General features: G+C 66.2%; 11 protein-coding genes. 4 read left to right on the top strand and 7 right to left on the bottom strand.

The features are described from left to right. Positions 1-111 precede the first annotated feature (111 nt). The 3 genes from nhaD to ACQR1F_RS27965 all read left to right on the top strand — a co-directional run bounded on the left by nhaD (position 112) and on the right by ACQR1F_RS27965 (position 4,552). Entirely contained in the window at positions 112-1,395 is a 1,284-nt protein-coding gene (gene nhaD, locus ACQR1F_RS27975; protein WP_434914234.1) for a sodium:proton antiporter NhaD, read from the top strand. 9 nt (positions 1,396-1,404) lie between these two features. Continuing rightward, complete coding sequence (locus ACQR1F_RS27970) at positions 1,405-3,450, top strand: PQQ-dependent sugar dehydrogenase (RefSeq protein WP_434914233.1); 2,046 nt, start codon at positions 1,405-1,407, stop codon at positions 3,448-3,450. A gap of 199 nt (positions 3,451-3,649) precedes the next feature. Further along, positions 3,650-4,552, top strand: a complete 903-nt coding sequence (locus ACQR1F_RS27965; protein ID WP_316238762.1) for an SMP-30/gluconolactonase/LRE family protein — start codon at positions 3,650-3,652, stop codon at positions 4,550-4,552. A 350-nt stretch (positions 4,553-4,902) separates the two neighbouring features. Here ACQR1F_RS27965 and ACQR1F_RS27960 read toward each other — a convergent pair whose 3' ends face one another. The 4 genes from ACQR1F_RS27960 to ACQR1F_RS27945 all read right to left on the bottom strand — a co-directional run bounded on the left by ACQR1F_RS27960 (position 4,903) and on the right by ACQR1F_RS27945 (position 12,140). Next, positions 4,903-5,283, bottom strand: a complete 381-nt coding sequence (locus tag ACQR1F_RS27960) for a hypothetical protein (protein ID WP_315801275.1) — start codon at positions 5,281-5,283, stop codon at positions 4,903-4,905. A gap of 102 nt (positions 5,284-5,385) precedes the next feature. Further along, positions 5,386-6,264, bottom strand: a complete 879-nt coding sequence (locus tag ACQR1F_RS27955; RefSeq protein WP_434914232.1) for a transglutaminase family protein — start codon at positions 6,262-6,264, stop codon at positions 5,386-5,388. Continuing rightward, entirely contained in the window at positions 6,261-8,795 is a 2,535-nt protein-coding gene (locus ACQR1F_RS27950) for a circularly permuted type 2 ATP-grasp protein (protein ID WP_434914231.1), read from the bottom strand. Before ACQR1F_RS27950 ends, ACQR1F_RS27955 begins: the two co-directional genes overlap by 4 nt. A gap of 30 nt (positions 8,796-8,825) precedes the next feature. Beyond that, entirely contained in the window at positions 8,826-12,140 is a 3,315-nt protein-coding gene (locus ACQR1F_RS27945; protein ID WP_434914230.1) for a DUF2126 domain-containing protein, read from the bottom strand. A 434-nt stretch (positions 12,141-12,574) separates the two neighbouring features. Between ACQR1F_RS27945 and ACQR1F_RS27940 the strand changes: the two genes are divergently transcribed. Beyond that, positions 12,575-12,772 carry a hypothetical protein gene (locus ACQR1F_RS27940; RefSeq protein ID WP_008964013.1) on the top strand — a complete coding sequence of 66 codons (198 nt, stop codon included), beginning with the start codon at positions 12,575-12,577 and terminating at the stop codon, positions 12,770-12,772. Between the two features lie 236 nt (positions 12,773-13,008). Here the strand turns inward: ACQR1F_RS27940 and ACQR1F_RS27935 are convergent, their stop codons facing one another. From ACQR1F_RS27935 to ACQR1F_RS27925, 3 genes are all read right to left on the bottom strand, one after another. Beyond that, the gene (locus ACQR1F_RS27935) at positions 13,009-14,532 is read right to left on the bottom strand and encodes a UxaA family hydrolase (protein ID WP_316218542.1); all 1,524 of its coding nucleotides are present in this window, start codon (positions 14,530-14,532) and stop codon (positions 13,009-13,011) included. Between the two features lie 117 nt (positions 14,533-14,649). Next, a complete protein-coding gene (locus ACQR1F_RS27930) occupies positions 14,650-15,429 on the bottom strand; it encodes an HpcH/HpaI aldolase family protein (RefSeq protein WP_316183352.1) in 780 nt (259 codons plus the stop codon). 131 nt (positions 15,430-15,560) lie between these two features. Next, positions 15,561-16,646, bottom strand: coding sequence for a malate/lactate/ureidoglycolate dehydrogenase (locus ACQR1F_RS27925; protein ID WP_316183351.1), 1,086 nt, complete (start codon positions 16,644-16,646; stop codon positions 15,561-15,563). Positions 16,647-16,752: the final 106 nt, after the last annotated feature.

Raw genomic sequence — 16,752 nt, 5'->3', positions numbered from 1 at the left:
GCGTTCGCCGGTCTGAACAGCGCTCACGGCTTGCTGGCCGGACGCCGATCGGTCATATCTTGGGCAGTTCCATCCCGCCCCTCCGCCGATCAAGCCCGGAATGCCTCACTCATGACCGCTGCCATCGTCGCCGTCTTCACGCTCGCCTATGCCGTGGTGGCGCTGGAGCACCCGTTCCGGATCAACAAGGCGGCCACCGCCCTGGTCGGCGCCGGCCTGATGTGGACCGTCTATGCCGTCATGGGCGGCACGGCTCCGGCGGTCGCGGCCGAGCTCAACGAGTCCGTGGCCTCGACCGCCCAGATCATCTTCTTCCTGATCGGCGCGATGACCATCGTCGAGGTGATCGACGCCCATAACGGCTTCGAGGTCGTGACCTCGCTGATCGGCACCCGCAACCAGGTCACGCTGGTCTGGCTGGTCGGCTTCGTCACCTTCTTCCTCAGCGCCATGCTCGACAACCTCACCACCGCGATCGTGATGGTGTCGCTGATGAAGAAGCTGTCCGGCCGCGACGAGGACCGCCTGGTCTTCGCATCGATCATCGTCATCGCCGCCAATGCCGGCGGCGCCTGGTCGGCGATCGGCGACGTCACCACCACCATGCTGTGGATCGGCGGTCAGATCACGCCGCTCGCGATCATGAAGTCGGTCTTCATCCCCTCGCTCCTGAACCTGCTGGTCCCGCTTGCCGTCATCAGCTTCACCCTGCGCGGCAAGCAGCTCGTGCCGCCGGCGAGCACAGGCCTCGCCTCGATCAGCCCGATCCTGCCGTTCGAGCGCAATTTGATGTTCTTCATGGGCCTCGGCATCCTGGTCGCCGTGCCGGTGTTCAAGGCGGTGACGCACCTGCCGCCGTTCATGGGCATCCTGTTCGGCCTCGGCCTGTTGTGGATGGTCGGCGAGATCGTCCATCGCGAGAAGGCCTTCGAGCAGAAGCAGCGCCTGACCCTGGTGCATGCGCTGACTCGGATCGACATGCCCTCGATCGTGTTCTTCATCGGCATCCTGCTGGCGGTGGCCGCGCTCGAGCACACCCACATCCTGGAGGCGCTGGCGCAATGGCTCGACCGCAGCGTCGGCCGGCTCGACCTGATCGTGATCGTGCTGGGGCTCGCCAGCGCCGTGATCGACAACGTGCCCTTGGTCGCGGCGTCGATGGGCATGTACAGCCTGAGCCAGTTTCCGCCGGACAGTTTCCTCTGGGAGTTCGTCGCCTATTGCGCCGGCACCGGTGGCTCGATCCTGATCATCGGCTCGGCGGCCGGCGTCGCCGCGATGGGGCTCGAGAACATCCACTTCTTCTGGTACGTGCGCCGCATCAGCGGCATCGCCCTGCTCGGCTACTTCGCGGGCGCCGCGGCCTACATCATCCAATACAACCTGCTGCACTGAGCGGATCGCATGAGCTGGTCGTGGCGCATTCTGGCAGTCGTCGCGACCCTGCTGCTCGGCGCGGGCGACGGCCGCGCCGACGACGTGACGCTCAAGAGCGGCTACGCGCTCGGCGCGAAGAGCTGCGGCGAAGCGCCCCTCGCCTTTCCACGGCTGCGGATCGACATGAAGGCCGGCTTCTGCGCCGGCCTCGTCGCCAGCCGCGACGACGGCCTGAGATTTCCCCGCGGCATCGTGCAGATCCCCGGCCATCGGCAGTTCGTGATCGCGGACATGGGCGGCTGGGGCCATGATGACGGCCGGCTGCTGATCCTCGATCCCGCGGCGCCGGCCGGCCAGCGCCTCCGCGAAGTGATCACGCGGCTATCCTATCCGTTCGGACTTGCGGCCGGCCCTGGCGGCCGCATCTACGCCTCCACCGACACGTCGATCTTCCGCTTCGATCCGCTCGCGGCCGATCCGAGAGCAACGATCGAGACCATCATCCGCGACCTGCCGGGACGCCGCCTCACGCTGCCCGACGGCACCCGCCTGTCGGAAAGTGCGCATCCGCTGAAGGCATTCGCCTTCGACCGTACCGGACGGCTGTTCGTCAATATCGGCGCGCCCAGCGACAACTGCCTGTCGCCGGCGCCGACCACGCAGCCCTGCGCCGCGGGCGAAGGCACTTCTGCGCTGGCCGCGATCTGGCTGTTCACGCCACCGGCCGGCGGCGTCTTTGCGGCGCTGAAGCCCGGCGATCCCTCGCCGCCGCACCAGGTCTACGCGCGCGGCCTGCGCAACTCGATGGCGCTGGCATTGCATCCGCGCTTTCCCGATCCCGGCACCGCCTTCCTGCAGGGCGAGAACGCGCGCGACCTGCAGGACGTGTTCGCACCGAACGAGGAGATCAACGCGATCGAGCAAGGGCGCCACTATGGCTGGCCCTATTGCTACGACCTCGCCACGCCGAGCCCGGAGTTCAGGCGCGTGCTGCAATCCGGAACGCTCAAGAGCTTCTGCACGACAGCCTCGCACTATCAGCAGCCGTGGTCGCTGCTGCCGCCGCATGGTGCACCGCTCGGCATGCTCTACTACACGGGCGATCGTTTCGAGGAGCTGAAAGGCAGGCTGCTGGTCGGCCTGCACGGCTATCGCCCGACCGGCAGCCGCCTGCTCGCCTATGAAGTCGACGAGCACGGCTTTCCCAAGCTGAGCCCGGCGCCGGTGCGCTATCACGTGAGCTGTGCCGCCGAGCCGACGCGCGCCTTCCAGACCGCGGCCGGTCCGGCGCTCGCGGCCGCGTTCGACGAGATCATCGTTGGCTGGCATCGCGTCAACGGCATCCGGCCGCAGGGCGCACCGGTCGGCATGACCGTGGCCGACGACGGCGCGCTCTGGCTGGTCGAGGACAAGAACCAGACCGTGATCCGCATCGACCGCACCGGCGAGGCCGCGCCCGAGCCGCTGCCCTGCGATGTCAGAAGCGATCAGCTGATCGACCGGCTGGCCGCCTTGGTGATGGGCAATGGCGCCAGCCGCGCGCGGCTGGCGACGGTGCGCAAGACGCTCGTCGAGAGACATTGCAGCGGCTGCCATTCGGATTTCGGCCTCAAGGCCGGACAATCCGACCGAGACAAGGACCTCGCGGTGCTGCGCTTCATGTTGGCCCAGGACGGCTGGATCTATCCCGGCGATCCCGAGTCCGGCCGGCTGCGTCAGCGGCTGCGCGGACTGGGCGCCGAGCGGCAGATGCCGCCCGGTGCAGATCTGATCAAGACGGAACCAGGCTATGCGAAGCTGCTTGATGTTGCCGACGACCTCGTCGCGCGCATGGTTCCCGGCACGCGGATGCGCGTCAAGCCCGGCGGACCGCCGCACCGCAAGTTCTTCGCCGCTGATGGCCGCGAATGCGGCGACATTCCGTTCGGCAAGATCGTCGTGGTGACCGAGAGGTCTGCCGTCAATAAGCCCGGCTTCAGCCGTTTCTTCCGGCCGGCCGACACCTATCTCAACGGCGCCTGCACGGACGATGATGGCTATTACATCCAACAGCAGTTTCTGGTGCCGCTCTGACGACGCCGCGATGAATCGTAGGGTGGGCAAAGGCGCAGGGCGACGCTTCCTCCGCCAAAACGCAATCTCGCGCGCGCCGTGCCCGCCGGCCGCGGGCACCTGTCTCCGTGATGGTGGGCACGGCGCGCACGAGAGCGCGTTGTGGCGCGCGCAGTGGCGTATCGCGCCTTTGCCCACCCTACGCATCTCGTGTTGGGCGATGCTCGTCACGCTCGCCCTCGCGACCGTCCCTGCCCTGGCCACCTCGAAACTGTTCGAGAGCGCGCAGCTCACACCTTCCGGCGAATACACCTTCGGCATCGAGGGGCCCGCCGTCGATCGCGACGGCAATCTCTTCGTCGTCAATCTCGGCAAGCCCGGCACGATCGGCCGGCTCGCACCTGAGGCGACCACGTCAGAGAAATTCACCGAACTGCCCGACGGCAGCGTCGGCAATGCGATCCGCATCGACGCCGCCGGCACGATGTTCATCGCCGACTACAAGAAGCACAACATCTTTGCCATCGCACCGGGCGAGACCGCGCCGCATCTCGTCTTCCATGCCGACGACATGAGCCAGCCCAACGACATCACGCTGTCGCGCGACGGCACGATCTATGCGAGCGATCCGAACTGGAAGGCGCGCAGCGGCCGCATCTGGCGGATCGCGAGGGGGCCCAACGGCGCGCTGCAGGGCGAGGCGATGGCGGCACCGCGGGCGATGGGCACCGCCAACGGCATCGATCTGAGCCCTGACGGCCGCACGCTCTATGTCGGCGAATCCAACAGCGGCGAGATCTGGTCCTATGCGGTCGATGGCGACGCGCTCGCCACGCCCAGACTGATCAGAAGGTTCGAGCCCAACACGATCGACGGCCTGCGTACCGATGCCAGCGGCCGGCTGTTCGTCGCACGCATCCTGAAGGGCAGCATCGCCGTGCTGACGCCCGACGGCCGCGCCATCAGGGAGATCACGCTGCGAGCCAAGGAGCCGACCAACCTCGCCTTCGGCGGCAGCGACGGCAAGACCGTGTTCGTCACCCAGCGTCAGGGCGGCTTCGTCGAGTCCTTTCGCACCGATGTCGAAGGGCGCGAGCATTGCTTGCAGACACAGACGTGCTGACTGCTCAGCCGGGTGGGACACGACCAGCATCACTCGGACACGACGTGTAGCGACACTACTGCAGCATATTCAATGTCTGGCGCTCATGAGAGACCGTGCAACAGATTGGCTGTCGTCCCGGGCAAGCCGTGCCAGCGCGACAGCGTTGGCACGGCGCCGACCCGGGACCCATACTCCGCAGCAGGAGTGATGAGCACGATGTTGCGAGCTGCGTGCCGCCCAACAAAACAGTTGGGGTTATGAGTCCCGGCGTTCGCCGGGACGACACTGGTTGTTGCGCAAGCGCATTCCAACTCACTGGAAACGGAAAGCCCCGCATGCGCGAGGGCCTTCCTGACAACAGCGATCGCTTACCGCCCGTACACCACCGGCGCGCGTTGGACGATCAGCGGCGGCGGCAGGTCGCGCTGCCAGACGCGGCCGTCGTCGAACTGGATACGCATGCCGTCGGGCGAATAGACCGCGCTTTCGTCACGCGCATCGATCCAGAGCCGGCTGTTGGGCGCATTCCAGTCCGGCCAGGCCTGGAGGGACTCGCCGGTCTCGGTGGTCAGGTTCACGGCATCGCCGTTCTGCGTCACGAAGGCCGGCGCGCCGATCATGCCGTCGCGGCACATCTGGATGCAGCGGTAGGTGCCGGTGAGGTTCGCGCTCGGCTGGGCCGAAGCGGTGCCGGCGACGCAGGCGCCGACCAGACCAATCACGATTGCAACACGTTTCATGTCGATCACTCCATCGCTCGAAAGGGTCAGCCAGCCCCCATTCGGGCCCCTCGGGCGGATCAAGTGCGATGCGGGAAAAATGTTCCGGATGTTCCCCTCGAGGGAACCGCCCTACTCGACCCTCACGACGTCGACGGCGACGCCGAGCTTCTGCTTGGGCGAGCCGACGATGATGCCGTCGACCGGCGACACGTCGGAGAAGTCGCGGCCCATGCCGAGGATGATGTGATCATTGCCGACCAGGAGATCGTTGGTCGGATCGAAGCCGATCCAGCCGAGCTCCTCGCCGCACCACAGCGACACCCAGGCATGGGTGGCGTCGGCGCCCTGCAGCCGGGGCTGGCCCTCCGGCGGGATGGTGCGCAGATAGCCGCTGACATAGGCCGCGGGCAGGCCGAGGCCACGCAGGCCGGCGATCATGACATGCGCAAAATCCTGGCAGACGCCATGGCGATTGTCGAACACCTCGCGCAGCGGGGTCGAGATCACGGTCGCCTTCGGATCGTATCTGAACTCCTTGCGGATGCGCCGCATCAGATCGGCGGCGCCGGTGACGATGCCGGTGCCGGCGCGAAAGCTTGCCGCAGCATAGTCCGTCACCAGCTCCAGCACCGGCACCAGCGCGCTTTCGAAGACGTAGCCGATCGGCGACGACGGGCCGAGGCTCGTCGCCTCGAACGCTGCATCGCGCACCTGCTCCCAGTCCGCACTCGGCGCATCGCGCTCGGGCGGCGTGCGCGACAGCCTCACCCGCGAGCGCGAGTCGATGCGCAGGTGGCGGTGCTGGGTGTCGATCACGACGCTCTCGGTCAACGTTCCGAAGAAATCGCGCCGCGCGGTCCGCTCCGAGGGCCGCGGCCGGATGTCGACGCTGTGCGAGATCAGCTCCTGGCCGTCGCCGCTGAGCGGCTCGAGCCGCAGCGAGCAGCGCGCGAAGCTGACGGCGCTCTCATACTCATAGGTCGTGACGTGCCGGATGTCGTAGATCACGCGAGGCCCGTCAGCTTTTCCGGCCGCGTCGCATTCGGACCATGCGGGAAATAATGCTGGCCGATCGCCTCCGCCAGGTTGAGCAGGTCCTGCTCCAGCGCAAACAGGGCGCGGCCATCGAGATGCGCCGCCTCTGCCGCGGTCAGCCGCGCGCCCAGCGAGATCGCGAGGCGCTGCGGCCGCTCGATCAGCCCGTTCTCCTTGAGCACCGGCAGGCTCGCGATGTGCTCGTTGAGCAGCTCGACCTGGAACGCGACCGAGCGCGGATTGTAGAGGTCGAGCACGACGAGGTCGCGGATCGGCGCCAGCGACGGGCCGATCAGATAGCGCGAGCGATAGGTGATCTGGCAGTCGACGAGCGTGAGCAGGACGTCGAGATCCTCGGGCGTCGCCTCGTCATAGCCGAACTGGCGCGCGAAGCGCGCGGTGTTGATGGCGCGTTCAACGCGGCGCCCCATGTCGAGAAACCGCCAGCCGGCGGCGCGGTTCATGTTCTCCTGGGCGAGGCCGGCGAAGCTCGCGAGCCGGTCGAGCGTGAGCTCGGCGATGCTGACGACGGCGTCCTCATCCTCGGCCTCCTGCGCCAGCCGGTTCGGCATCTCGGTGATGACCTGCCAGGCGTCGGGCGAGAGGCGCTCGCGCAGCGAGGTCGCGGTGCGCTGGGCCGATCTGAGCAGCGACAGCGCCGAGCCGAACTGCGCCTCGGCCTGCAGCGCCTCGGCCGCCACCTGGAATCCCTTGCTGCGCGAGGTCTGCCCGACCGCGCCCCACGCCAGCAACAGCCGTTGGATGCGCTCGGCGGTGTTGAGCTGCGCCAGCGAGCCCTTGCCGGGATCGCGATGCTGGGCGGCGAGCGCGCGGATCAGCCGCACGGTGGCCTCGGCGCGCTCCAGATAGCGTCCCAGCCAGAACAGATTGTCGGCGGCACGGCTCGGCAGCACGCCGGCGATGCGGCGGATCCGCACATTGTCGGAGCCCGGCAGCAAGCTGCGCGCCGCGACCGCCTTGTCGGACACCACCCAGACGTCGGCGGCGCGCGCGCCGTCGCCCATCGACACCGCGCGCGCATCGGGCTTGTCGGCGATGCGACAGAAGCCCCCGGGCATGACGGTCCAGCCGTCGGGCGTGGCGGCCGCGAACACCCGCAGGACGAACGGCCGCGGTGCGATCCGGCCCCCCTCCCACACCGGCGTGGTCGACAGCCGCACCACCTCCTGGCCGACATAGTCGATGCCGCGCTGGCTGATCGCCGCGCGCAGCCGCTCGCGCTCCGCGGCCGAGAGCTCGCCGGCCAGCACCGGACCGCTGCTGGCGAAGCCGGGCACGGCGCGGCCATAGGCGCCTTCGATCGCGAACTCTTCGAGCCGCGACAGCACCTCGTCGCGCGCGGACTTCTGGCCGCACCACCAGGTCGCGATGTGCGGGATCTTGAGATCCTCACCGAGCACGCGCCGCGCGAGGCTCGGCAGGAAGCCAAGCAGCGCACGCGCCTCCAGCACGCCGGAGCCCGGCATGTTGGCGATCACCACGCCGCCCTTGCGCACGACGTCCATCAGGCCGGCGACGCCGAGCCGCGAGCCGGCATCGAGCTCGAGCGGATCGAGCGAGTTGGAATCGAGCCGCCGCAGCAGCACGTCGACGCGCTTGAGGCCCGCGACGGTGCGGATGTGCACGCGGTCGCCGCTGACGGCGAGATCGTCGCCCTCGACCAGCAGGAAGCCGAGATAGCGCGCCAAGGTCGCGTGCTCGAAATAGGTCTCGCTGAACATGCCCGGCGTGAGCACGGCGATGCGCGGCTCGTCACGATCGGCGCTGGCGCGCAGCGCATCGCGGAATGCTTCGAAGAACGGCGCGAGCCGCTCCACGTTCATGGACTTGTAGATCGAGGAGAAGGCGCGCGACTGCACCAGGCGGTTTTCCAGCGCGTAGCCCATGCCGGACGGCGCCTGGGTGCGATCATTGAGCACCCACCAGCGCCCGTCGGGGCCGCGGCCGATGTCGGCGGCATAGACGCTGAGGAAGCGCCCGCCCGGCGGTTTGACGCCGCAGACCGGACGCAGATATTCGCTGGAGCCGGCGACGGCGGCCGCCGGCAGCGCGCCGCTCGTCACCAGCCGGCCCTCGCCATAGATGTCCCGCAGCACGCGCTCGAACAGCTCGGCGCGCTGGACGATGCCTTGGGACAGTTGCGCCCATTCGGACTCGTCGATCAGCAGCGGCAGATGGCTGAGCGGCCACGACCGTTCGGCATTGTCGCCCGGCGAGCGATAGGTAACGCCGGCCTCGCGCAGATGGCGATCGGCAGAGGCGAACCGGCGGTCGATATCGGTCGGCGCGAGTGCGGCGAAGGTATCAGCAAAGCGGGTCCAGACCGGCCGCGGCTGGCGATCGGCGCCGATGAACTCATCGGGGATGCCGGGGAGCCGGGCATAATCGCGGGCCCAATGCTCGGCACGGCGCAGCGGAGAACGTGCCGCCGGCCGACCGGCGGCGGGGCTCGCTCCCTGGTCCTGGCCGCTCGAGCCGTCCATACCCTGGTCCTCCGCACAAACTCCGTGCCATCAATGCAGGAGCGGCCTGCGCAAGTCGAGGGTCATCGGGAATTCATTTGTGCGTTCTTCCGGCGGCAGCGCGATTCGTCCGGGAGTGTGGCCGTGATCCTGGAAGCGGGCGAGCCGCCGCGCCTCCGCTTCGTAGGAGTTGATCGGCTTGGTGTCGTAGTTACGGCCGCCGGGATGGGCGACGTGATAGACGCAGCCGCCGAGCGAACGGCCGTTCCAGGTGTCGATCAGGTCGAAGGTCAGCGGCGCATGCACCGGAATCGTGGGGTGCAGGCCGGAGGCCGGCTGCCACGCCTTGAAGCGCACCGCCGCGACCGCCTCGGCGGATCGCCCGGTCAAGGTCATCGGCATCCTCCTACCATTGCAGGTGATGAGGTGGCGGCCCTCGACAAACCCTTCGGCTTTCACTTGAAGCCGCTCGACCGAGGAATCCACGTAGCGCACGGTGCCGCCCGCGGCGCCCTCCTCGCCCAGCACATGCCAGGGCTCCAGCGCCTGCCGCAGCTCCAGGGTCACGCCGCCATGCTGCACGCGGCCGAAGGTCGGAAAGCGAAATTCGAGCTGCGCCTGGTACCATTCCGGCGAGAAGTCGTAGCCGGACGACCGCAGCTCATCCAGCACATCAAGAAAATCTTCCCAGATGAAGTGAGGCAGCATGAAGCGGTCGTGCAGCGCCGTGCCCCAGCGCACGAACCGGCCATCCTGCGGCTCGCGCCACAATTTGGCGATCAGCGCTCGGATGAGAAGCTGCTGCGCCAGCGACATCCGCGGATCCGGCGGCATTTCCAGCGCGCGGAACTCCACCAGTCCGAGCCGGCCCGTCGGTCCCTCCGGCGAGTACAGCTTGTCGATGCAGACCTCCGAGCGATGGGTGTTGCCGGTGATGTCGACCAGCAGATGCCGGAACAGCCGGTCGACCAGCCACAGCGGCACGCTCTGCCCGACGTGGGGCACGTTGGCGAGCGCGATCTCGAGCTCATAGAGGCTGTCGTGGCGCGCCTCGTCGATTCGCGGAGCCTGGCTGGTCGGCCCGATGAACATGCCGGAGAACAAATAAGACAGCGACGGGTGCCGTTGCCAATACAGGACCAGGCTCTTCAGCAGATCCGGGCGCCGCAGGAACGGCGAATCCGGCGGCGAGCTGCCGCCGACGACGACATGATTGCCGCCGCCGGTGCCGGTGTGGCGGCCGTCGATCAGGAAGCGATTGGCGCCGAGCCTCACCTTCGCCGCGTCCTCATAGAGCCCGAAAGTGATGTCGACCGATTGCCGCCAGCTCGCGGCCGGCTGGATGTTGACCTCGATGACGCCGGGATCGGGTGTCACCTTGATCACCTCGATGCGCGGATCGAACGGCGGGGCATAGCCCTCGACGTGAACCTTGATCTGCATCGCCTCGGCCGTCGCTTCGACCGTTGCAACGAGTTCCAGGTAGTCCTCGATGGTTTCGACCGGCGGCATGAACACGCAGAGAATGCCGTCACGGATCTCGACCGACATCGCGGTGCGGACCCCGAGCCCGCCCCAGTACTGATACTGCACGTCCTGCTGCGGCTTCGGCGCGCGATCGAGCTTCGGCAGCGGCGGCACCTGCGGTACGATCACCGGGCGCCCCTGCGTGTAGGTCGGCAGCGGCCCGCGTTCCTCCATCGGGTCCTGCTCGTGGATGTACGGGAAATCCTCCGGCGGAATGTGGGCCAGCGAGCCGATCGGCAGCCGCAGGCCGAGCGGCGAGTCGCCGGGAATCAGGAAAAGCCGCTTGCGCCGCAGGCCCCAGCGCTCGCTGCGCCAGCGCCTGGGCTGTGCATTCCAGCGCTGGATCGGCAGCACGAAGCCGCGCGGAATGTGCAGCCCTTCGTCGAACACCCGCGCCATCCGCGCGCGTTCCTCGGGATCGGCGAGCTTGGAGTCAAGCGCATCGACGTTCTCGGGCAGCGCGGCTTCCTTCTGCAGCCAATGCGCGGGATCTTCGAACGCGGGCAGCACGTAGTCCGGCTCGAGCCCGAGCGTCTCGGCGGCCGTATCGAGGAAACGCTCTGCGTCCTGGATCGTCGCCATGCGCGGGCCATCGACGCTGGCGATCAGATCCGGATTGCGCCAGATCGGCTCGCCATCCTTGCGCCAATACAGTCCGAACGCCCAGCGCGGCAGGCTTTCGCCAGGATACCACTTGCCCTGGCCGTAGTGCAGCAGGCCGCCGGGCGCGAACCGCGCGCGCAGACGTCGGATCAGGCTGTCGGCGAGCCCGCGCTTGGCTGGACCGACCGCCGCCGTATTCCACTCCGCCGACTCCATGTCGTCGATCGATACGAAGGTCGGCTCGCCGCCCATCGTGAGGCGCACGTCGTGCGCGGCGAGATCGACATCGACCGCTTCGCCGAGGCGGTCGAGCCGGCCCCACGCCTCATCCGAAAATGGCCGGGTGATCCGCGGCGCTTCGCGGATGCGCCTCACATTCATCTCGAAGTTGAAATCGACCTCGGCAACGCCGGCACTGCCGCTGATCGGCGCGGCCGAGTGATAGTGCGGCGTAGCCGCGACCGGAATGTGCCCCTCGCCCGCGAGCATGCCCGAGGTGACGTCGAAGCCGATCCATCCAGCGCCGGGCAGATAGACCTCGGCCCAGGCATGCAGATCGGTGAAATCATTCTCGACCTCGACCGGTCCCTCGACCGGATCGATGTCGGGACGGAGCTGGATCAAATAGCCGGAGACGAAGCGGGCGGCGAGGCCGAGATGTCGCAGCGTCTGGATCAGCAGCCATGCCGAGTCGCGACAGGATCCGGCGGCCTGAGACAGCGTCTCCTCCGGCGTTTGAACGCCGGGCTCCATCCGGATGATATAACGAATCTTTTTCTGCAACTGCGCATTGAGTTCGACGAGATAGTTGACCGTGTTGTCCGCGTCACGGGGAATCGACTTCAAGTATTCCGCGAACAACGGCCCCGGCTCGATCGTCTCGAGATAGGGCGCGAGTTCCACCTTGAGGCCGTCCGGATAGGCGAAGGGAAAACTGTCGGCATAAGGCTCGACGAAGAAGTCGAACGGATTGATCACGGTCATCTGCGCCGTGAAGTCGACCTCGATTTTGAGTTCGTTCACCTTCTCGGGGAAAACGTAGCGGGCCAGCCAATTGCCCTGCGGGTCCTGCTGCCAGTTTACGAAATGGTTGGGCGGCGTGACCTTGAGCGAATAGCTCAGCACGGGGGTCCTGGTATGGGGTGCAGGACGCAGGCGGATGGTCTGCGGGCCCAGTTCGACCGGACGATCATATTTGTAATGGGTGACGTGATGTAACGCGACGTAGATTGACACGAGGTTTCGGCGCTCCAGCAACTTTTTTGAGCAGAACATTGCTGTGCTTAGGGATCAAGCACTAACAAAGGGCAAGAGCTGCCTATTGAACTATCCTAAGCCCGAAAGGCGGCATTTGGCGCCGCGCCGTTGGAATGTATCCCCCCTATCAGGTGCCTCCGCTGCACGTACCGGTCGCTTTTCCGGCCGCTGCGCGCCCCAATCGGGGCCGGAACGAAGAACGAGAGAAGAACAAACAACCTATCAGCCGCTCCACGCAGAGTTGTCCACAGGAAGCCGCGGAAGCGCTCACGGAAGATTGACCAGTTCGTCAAAGCAGGGATTAACCCCGAATGATGAACTAACAAGAACTAATAGCGTTGCATTTGCCGCAATCGCTTGATAGCTCGACTACACATGCTATTTAGGACCACCATTGCCAAAAGGAGAATCAAGTGGCGAAGACAGCTAAGAAGGCAGCTACCAAGAAGTTGGCGCGGAAACCCTACACGCCCGCCGACATCAAGCTGCTGAAGCAGCACTCGAAGTCCAAGACCCCGGTTGCCAAGATCGCCAAGGCGATGAAGCGGACCGAAGGCTCGCTCCGCCAGAAGGCTCTGGCGCTCGGCATCGGCCTGGGTCACCAGCGGTAAATTGCTCGGCGCCGCTGTCGTGCGAGCGTCGGCAGGGCCAGCCCATGACGGACTGCCCATAACAGGCTGACCACGACAGCCAGCACATGGCGACGCCCTCACCTGTCATCTGATCTCAGTTGCGATCAAATCTCAGCTAACTTGCGATCTCAGCTGCGATCAGATGCCGGGACATCCAAACCACAGCCCCGATAGGGGCCGTCGAATAGCTGAGTGATCCAGCTACGCCGATCCAGCTACATCGTCGCGCCGAGCACCCAGGGCGCGAACTCGGCCCCGCCGAAATCGAAGCTCTCGCTCTTGGTCGGCTGCCCCGAGGCGGTCTTCAGCATCAGTTCGAAGATGCGCTGGCCGCAGTCCTGAACCGTCTCCTCGCCGTCGAGGATGGTTCCGCAATTGACGTCCATGTCGTCTTCCATCCGCTTGTACATCGGCGTGTTGGTCGCGAGCTTGATCGACGGCGCCGGCTTGCAGCCGAACACGCTGCCGCGGCCGGTGGTGAAGCAGACGAGATTGGCGCCGCCGGCCACCTGCCCCGTCGCCGCGACCGGGTCGTAGCCGGGCGTGTCCATGAACACGAAGCCCTTCTTGGTGACGGCTTCCGCATAATGCAGCACATCGACCAGATTGGTGCTGCCGGCCTTGGCCATCGCGCCGAGCGACTTCTCGAGAATCGTCGTCAGGCCGCCGGCCTTGTTGCCCGGGCTGGGATTGGCGTTCATCTCCGCACCCTCGCGCGCCGTATACTCCTCCCACCAGCGCATCAGGGAAACGAGCTTCTCGCCGACGTCGCGGCTGACCGCGCGGCGCGTCAGCAGATGCTCGGCACCATAGGTCTCCGGTGTCTCCGACAGGATCACTGTGCCGCCATGTCGCACCAGCAGATCGCTTGCCGCACCGAGCGCCGGATTGGCCGAGATGCCGGAATAGCCGTCGGATCCACCACATTGAAGGGCGACTGTCAGTTCGCTGGCCGGAACCGTCTCGCGCTTGACCCTGTTGGCGTCGGCGAGCGCTTCCTTCACGAAGCCGATGCCGGCCTCGACGGTCTTGCGGGTGCCGCCGACCTCCTGGATGTCCATGGCGCGCAGGCGGCCGGCGAGCTTCTGCTCCTCCATCAATCCGCCGATCTGATTGGCCTCGCAGCCAAGGCCGAGCACGATCACAGCGGAGAAATTCGCGTGCCGCGCGTAGCCACCCAGGGTTCGCCGCAACAGCTTCAGCGGTTCGTCCAGCGTCATGCCGCAGCCGGTCTTGTGCGTCAGCGCCACCACGCCGTCGACGTTGGGGTAGTCGGCGAGCGGATCGTCGCCAGTGAACGGATTGCGCTTGAACACATCGGCGACCAGGCCCGCAACATGGGCGCTGCAGTTCACCGAGGTCAGAATGCCGATGTAGTTGCGGGTCGCAACCCGGCCATCGGGCCGGCGAATGCCCTCGAACGTCGCCGGAAGATCGAAATTCGGTGTCGGCTTCACGTCGACCCCATAGGCGTAGTCCTTGGCGAAATCGCCCATGCCGCAGTTCTGTGTATGAACATGCTGGCCCGGCGCGATCGGCGCGGTGGCGAAGCCGATGATCTGGCCGTAGCGGCGGATCGGCTCGCCCTGCGCGATCGGACGCACCGCGACCTTGTGACCGGCCGGAATCCGGTCGGTCGTCGTGACCCCCTCGGCAATCGACAGCCCCGGAGGCAGGCTGGCGCGCGCAATCAGGACGCTGTCCTCGGGATGCAGACGAATGACGGGGGGCGGAGCCATGGCTGTCTCTCTCGTATCAGGACGTCGATCGCGAACAAACATGCGAATGGCGAGCGGCGCATAGCGAAAGGAAACGGATCCTCTTCGCTACGCCCTCCTCGCCATTCGCCTTTCTCGTTACGCCTTGCCGCCGGAGTCCTTGCGGGTCTGCGCGACCTGCTGGCGGGCATAGACCTGCATCAGGCCGACCTCGTTCGACAAGGTCACGAGCTTGAAGCCCATGTTGATGGCGCGGACCGCACCCTCGGCGCCGCTGCAATGAATGCCGGGATTGAGCCCGCGTTTGCCGCATTCCTTCACGATCTTCTCATAGATCTTGAGGATCTCCGGCTCGTCGCGATCGAGCTTCGGCACCAGACCATAGGAAAAGCCGAGATCGGAGGGCCCGATATAGACGCCGTCGATGCCTTCGACATCGAGGATGGCCTCCATGTTCTCGACCGCGGTCCTGGTCTCCATCATCGGCAGCAGCACGATCTCGTCGTTGGCCGTCTTCTGATACTCGCCCGCACTGCCATACATGCCCGAACGAATCGGACCGTTGGAGCGCACGCCCTTCGGCGGATATTTTGAGTAGGAAACGAGGTTGCGGGCTTCCTGCGCTGTGTTGACCATCGGGCAGATGACGCCATAGGCGCCGCCATCGAGCACCTTGCCGATAATGCCGGGCTCGTTCCACGGCACGCGCACCATCGGCGTGACCGGATGGCCATGCATCGCCTGGAAGCATTGGACCATCGACAGATAGTCCTGCACCCCGTGCTGCATGTCCACGGTGACGCTGTCGAAGCCGCACTGAGCCACGACCTCCGCGGAAAACCCCGAGGGGATCGCGAGCCAGGCATTCACCACCGCCTTGCCTTCGGCCCAGAGCTGCTTGACCTTATTGTTCGCCACGACTGCGTTTCCTTCCCTTGTTGTTCAACCGTTCTGTCTCGTTCAAATTCGTTCTCGCCGATGGCGCAACGCAATGCAATCCCGCTCAATCTGCGCGTGGATCGCTCGCGCCACCGGCGATCACACTGATATCACGATGTCGCCCGCTGAATGCTCGCTTCGCTGACACCCACGTCGCGCGCCGTGTTCACTATTGCCGCCCAGGTGTCGTCGGGCAATGGCACGCCATTGGCCGTACGCTCGGCCCGCATCTTGCGCTCGGGGTCGCCCGGCACCAGCACCTGATCGACGCCGGAGACCGGCTTGGTCGCCCGGATGAAATCCGTATAGCGGGTGATCTCACCGTCGAAGAAGCTCGCCGGATCGACCACCTTCGGGTCGATGTAGATCGCGAGCATGCCGTTGGCGAAGCGCCGGTTTGCCGACGTCGCCCCGGTGCCGGTCAAGGCGCCGCCGAGCAGCTCACAGATAAAGGCGAGCCCGGAGCCCTTGTGCTCGCCGAAAGCGCGGATCGCTCCCGTCCCCTTGGTGTGGTCGCGCGTCCCCTCGGTCTCATAGGGTCCATAGAGCACCGCCGGATCCTCGCTGAGCGTCCCGTCGGCATCGATCAAAGCGCCCTTGGGCAGCTTCTTGCCGCCGCGGCTCGCCACCAGGACCTTGCCCTCGGCCACGATCGAGGTCGCGAAATCGAGCACGATGGGATCCTGCCCCTGGCGCGGGATGCCGACACAATAGGGCGCGGTCGAGAACCGCTTCTCGACGCCGCCATAGGGCGCCACCAGCAGGGAGCCCGCGGCCGTGACGAAATGAATGGACACGAGTCCTTCGGCGGCGGCCATTTCTGCCCAGTCGCCGACGCGGCCGAGATGGCCGGAATTGCGCAGCGCCAGCGCAGCCAGGCCGCTCTTCTTGCAGCGCTCGATGCCGATCCTCACGGCCTGCGGCGTCACCGTCTGGCCGTAGCCGAACTTGCCGTCCACGACCACCAGCGACGGCGTGTCGACCACGATGTCCGCCGTCTGGTTGGGCACGATCGATCCCATCTTCTTCCAGCGGATATAGACGGGCACCCGGATCACACCGTGACTGTCATGCCCGGTGAGATTTGCCGTCGTGAGATAGGTGGCGATCCGCCGCGCCTCCTCAGCAGAGGACTCGGCATGTTCGAAGACGTCGGCGACGAAATCGATGAGGCGGGCAACCTTGATTGTGACCATGACAACTCGCGGGTTCGATCAGCATGCAGACAGAGTTAGCATGGAATGCCATGCCTGCGACGCACGCCATCTCCGCTCGACTGCATCGCTTCTTATCAAAACGCCG

It is taken from the genome of Bradyrhizobium sp. HKCCYLS3013, from assembly GCF_051167615.1.
Classification (GTDB): Bacteria; Pseudomonadota; Alphaproteobacteria; order Rhizobiales; family Xanthobacteraceae; genus Bradyrhizobium.
Note: the sequence above shows the minus strand (reverse complement) of the source record. Positions and strands in the feature narration are given on the sequence as shown.

Coding starts and splice junctions, on each gene's coding strand:
- nhaD (WP_434914234.1), top strand. CDS start 112: ATGACCGCTGCCATCGTCGCCGTCTTCACGCTCGCCTATGCCGTGGTG.
- ACQR1F_RS27970 (WP_434914233.1), top strand. CDS start 1,405: ATGAGCTGGTCGTGGCGCATTCTGGCAGTCGTCGCGACCCTGCTGCTC.
- ACQR1F_RS27965 (WP_316238762.1), top strand. CDS start 3,650: ATGCTCGTCACGCTCGCCCTCGCGACCGTCCCTGCCCTGGCCACCTCG.
- ACQR1F_RS27950 (WP_434914231.1), bottom strand. CDS start 8,795: ATGGACGGCTCGAGCGGCCAGGACCAGGGAGCGAGCCCCGCCGCCGGT.
- ACQR1F_RS27935 (WP_316218542.1), bottom strand. CDS start 14,532: ATGGCTCCGCCCCCCGTCATTCGTCTGCATCCCGAGGACAGCGTCCTG.
- ACQR1F_RS27925 (WP_316183351.1), bottom strand. CDS start 16,646: ATGGTCACAATCAAGGTTGCCCGCCTCATCGATTTCGTCGCCGACGTC.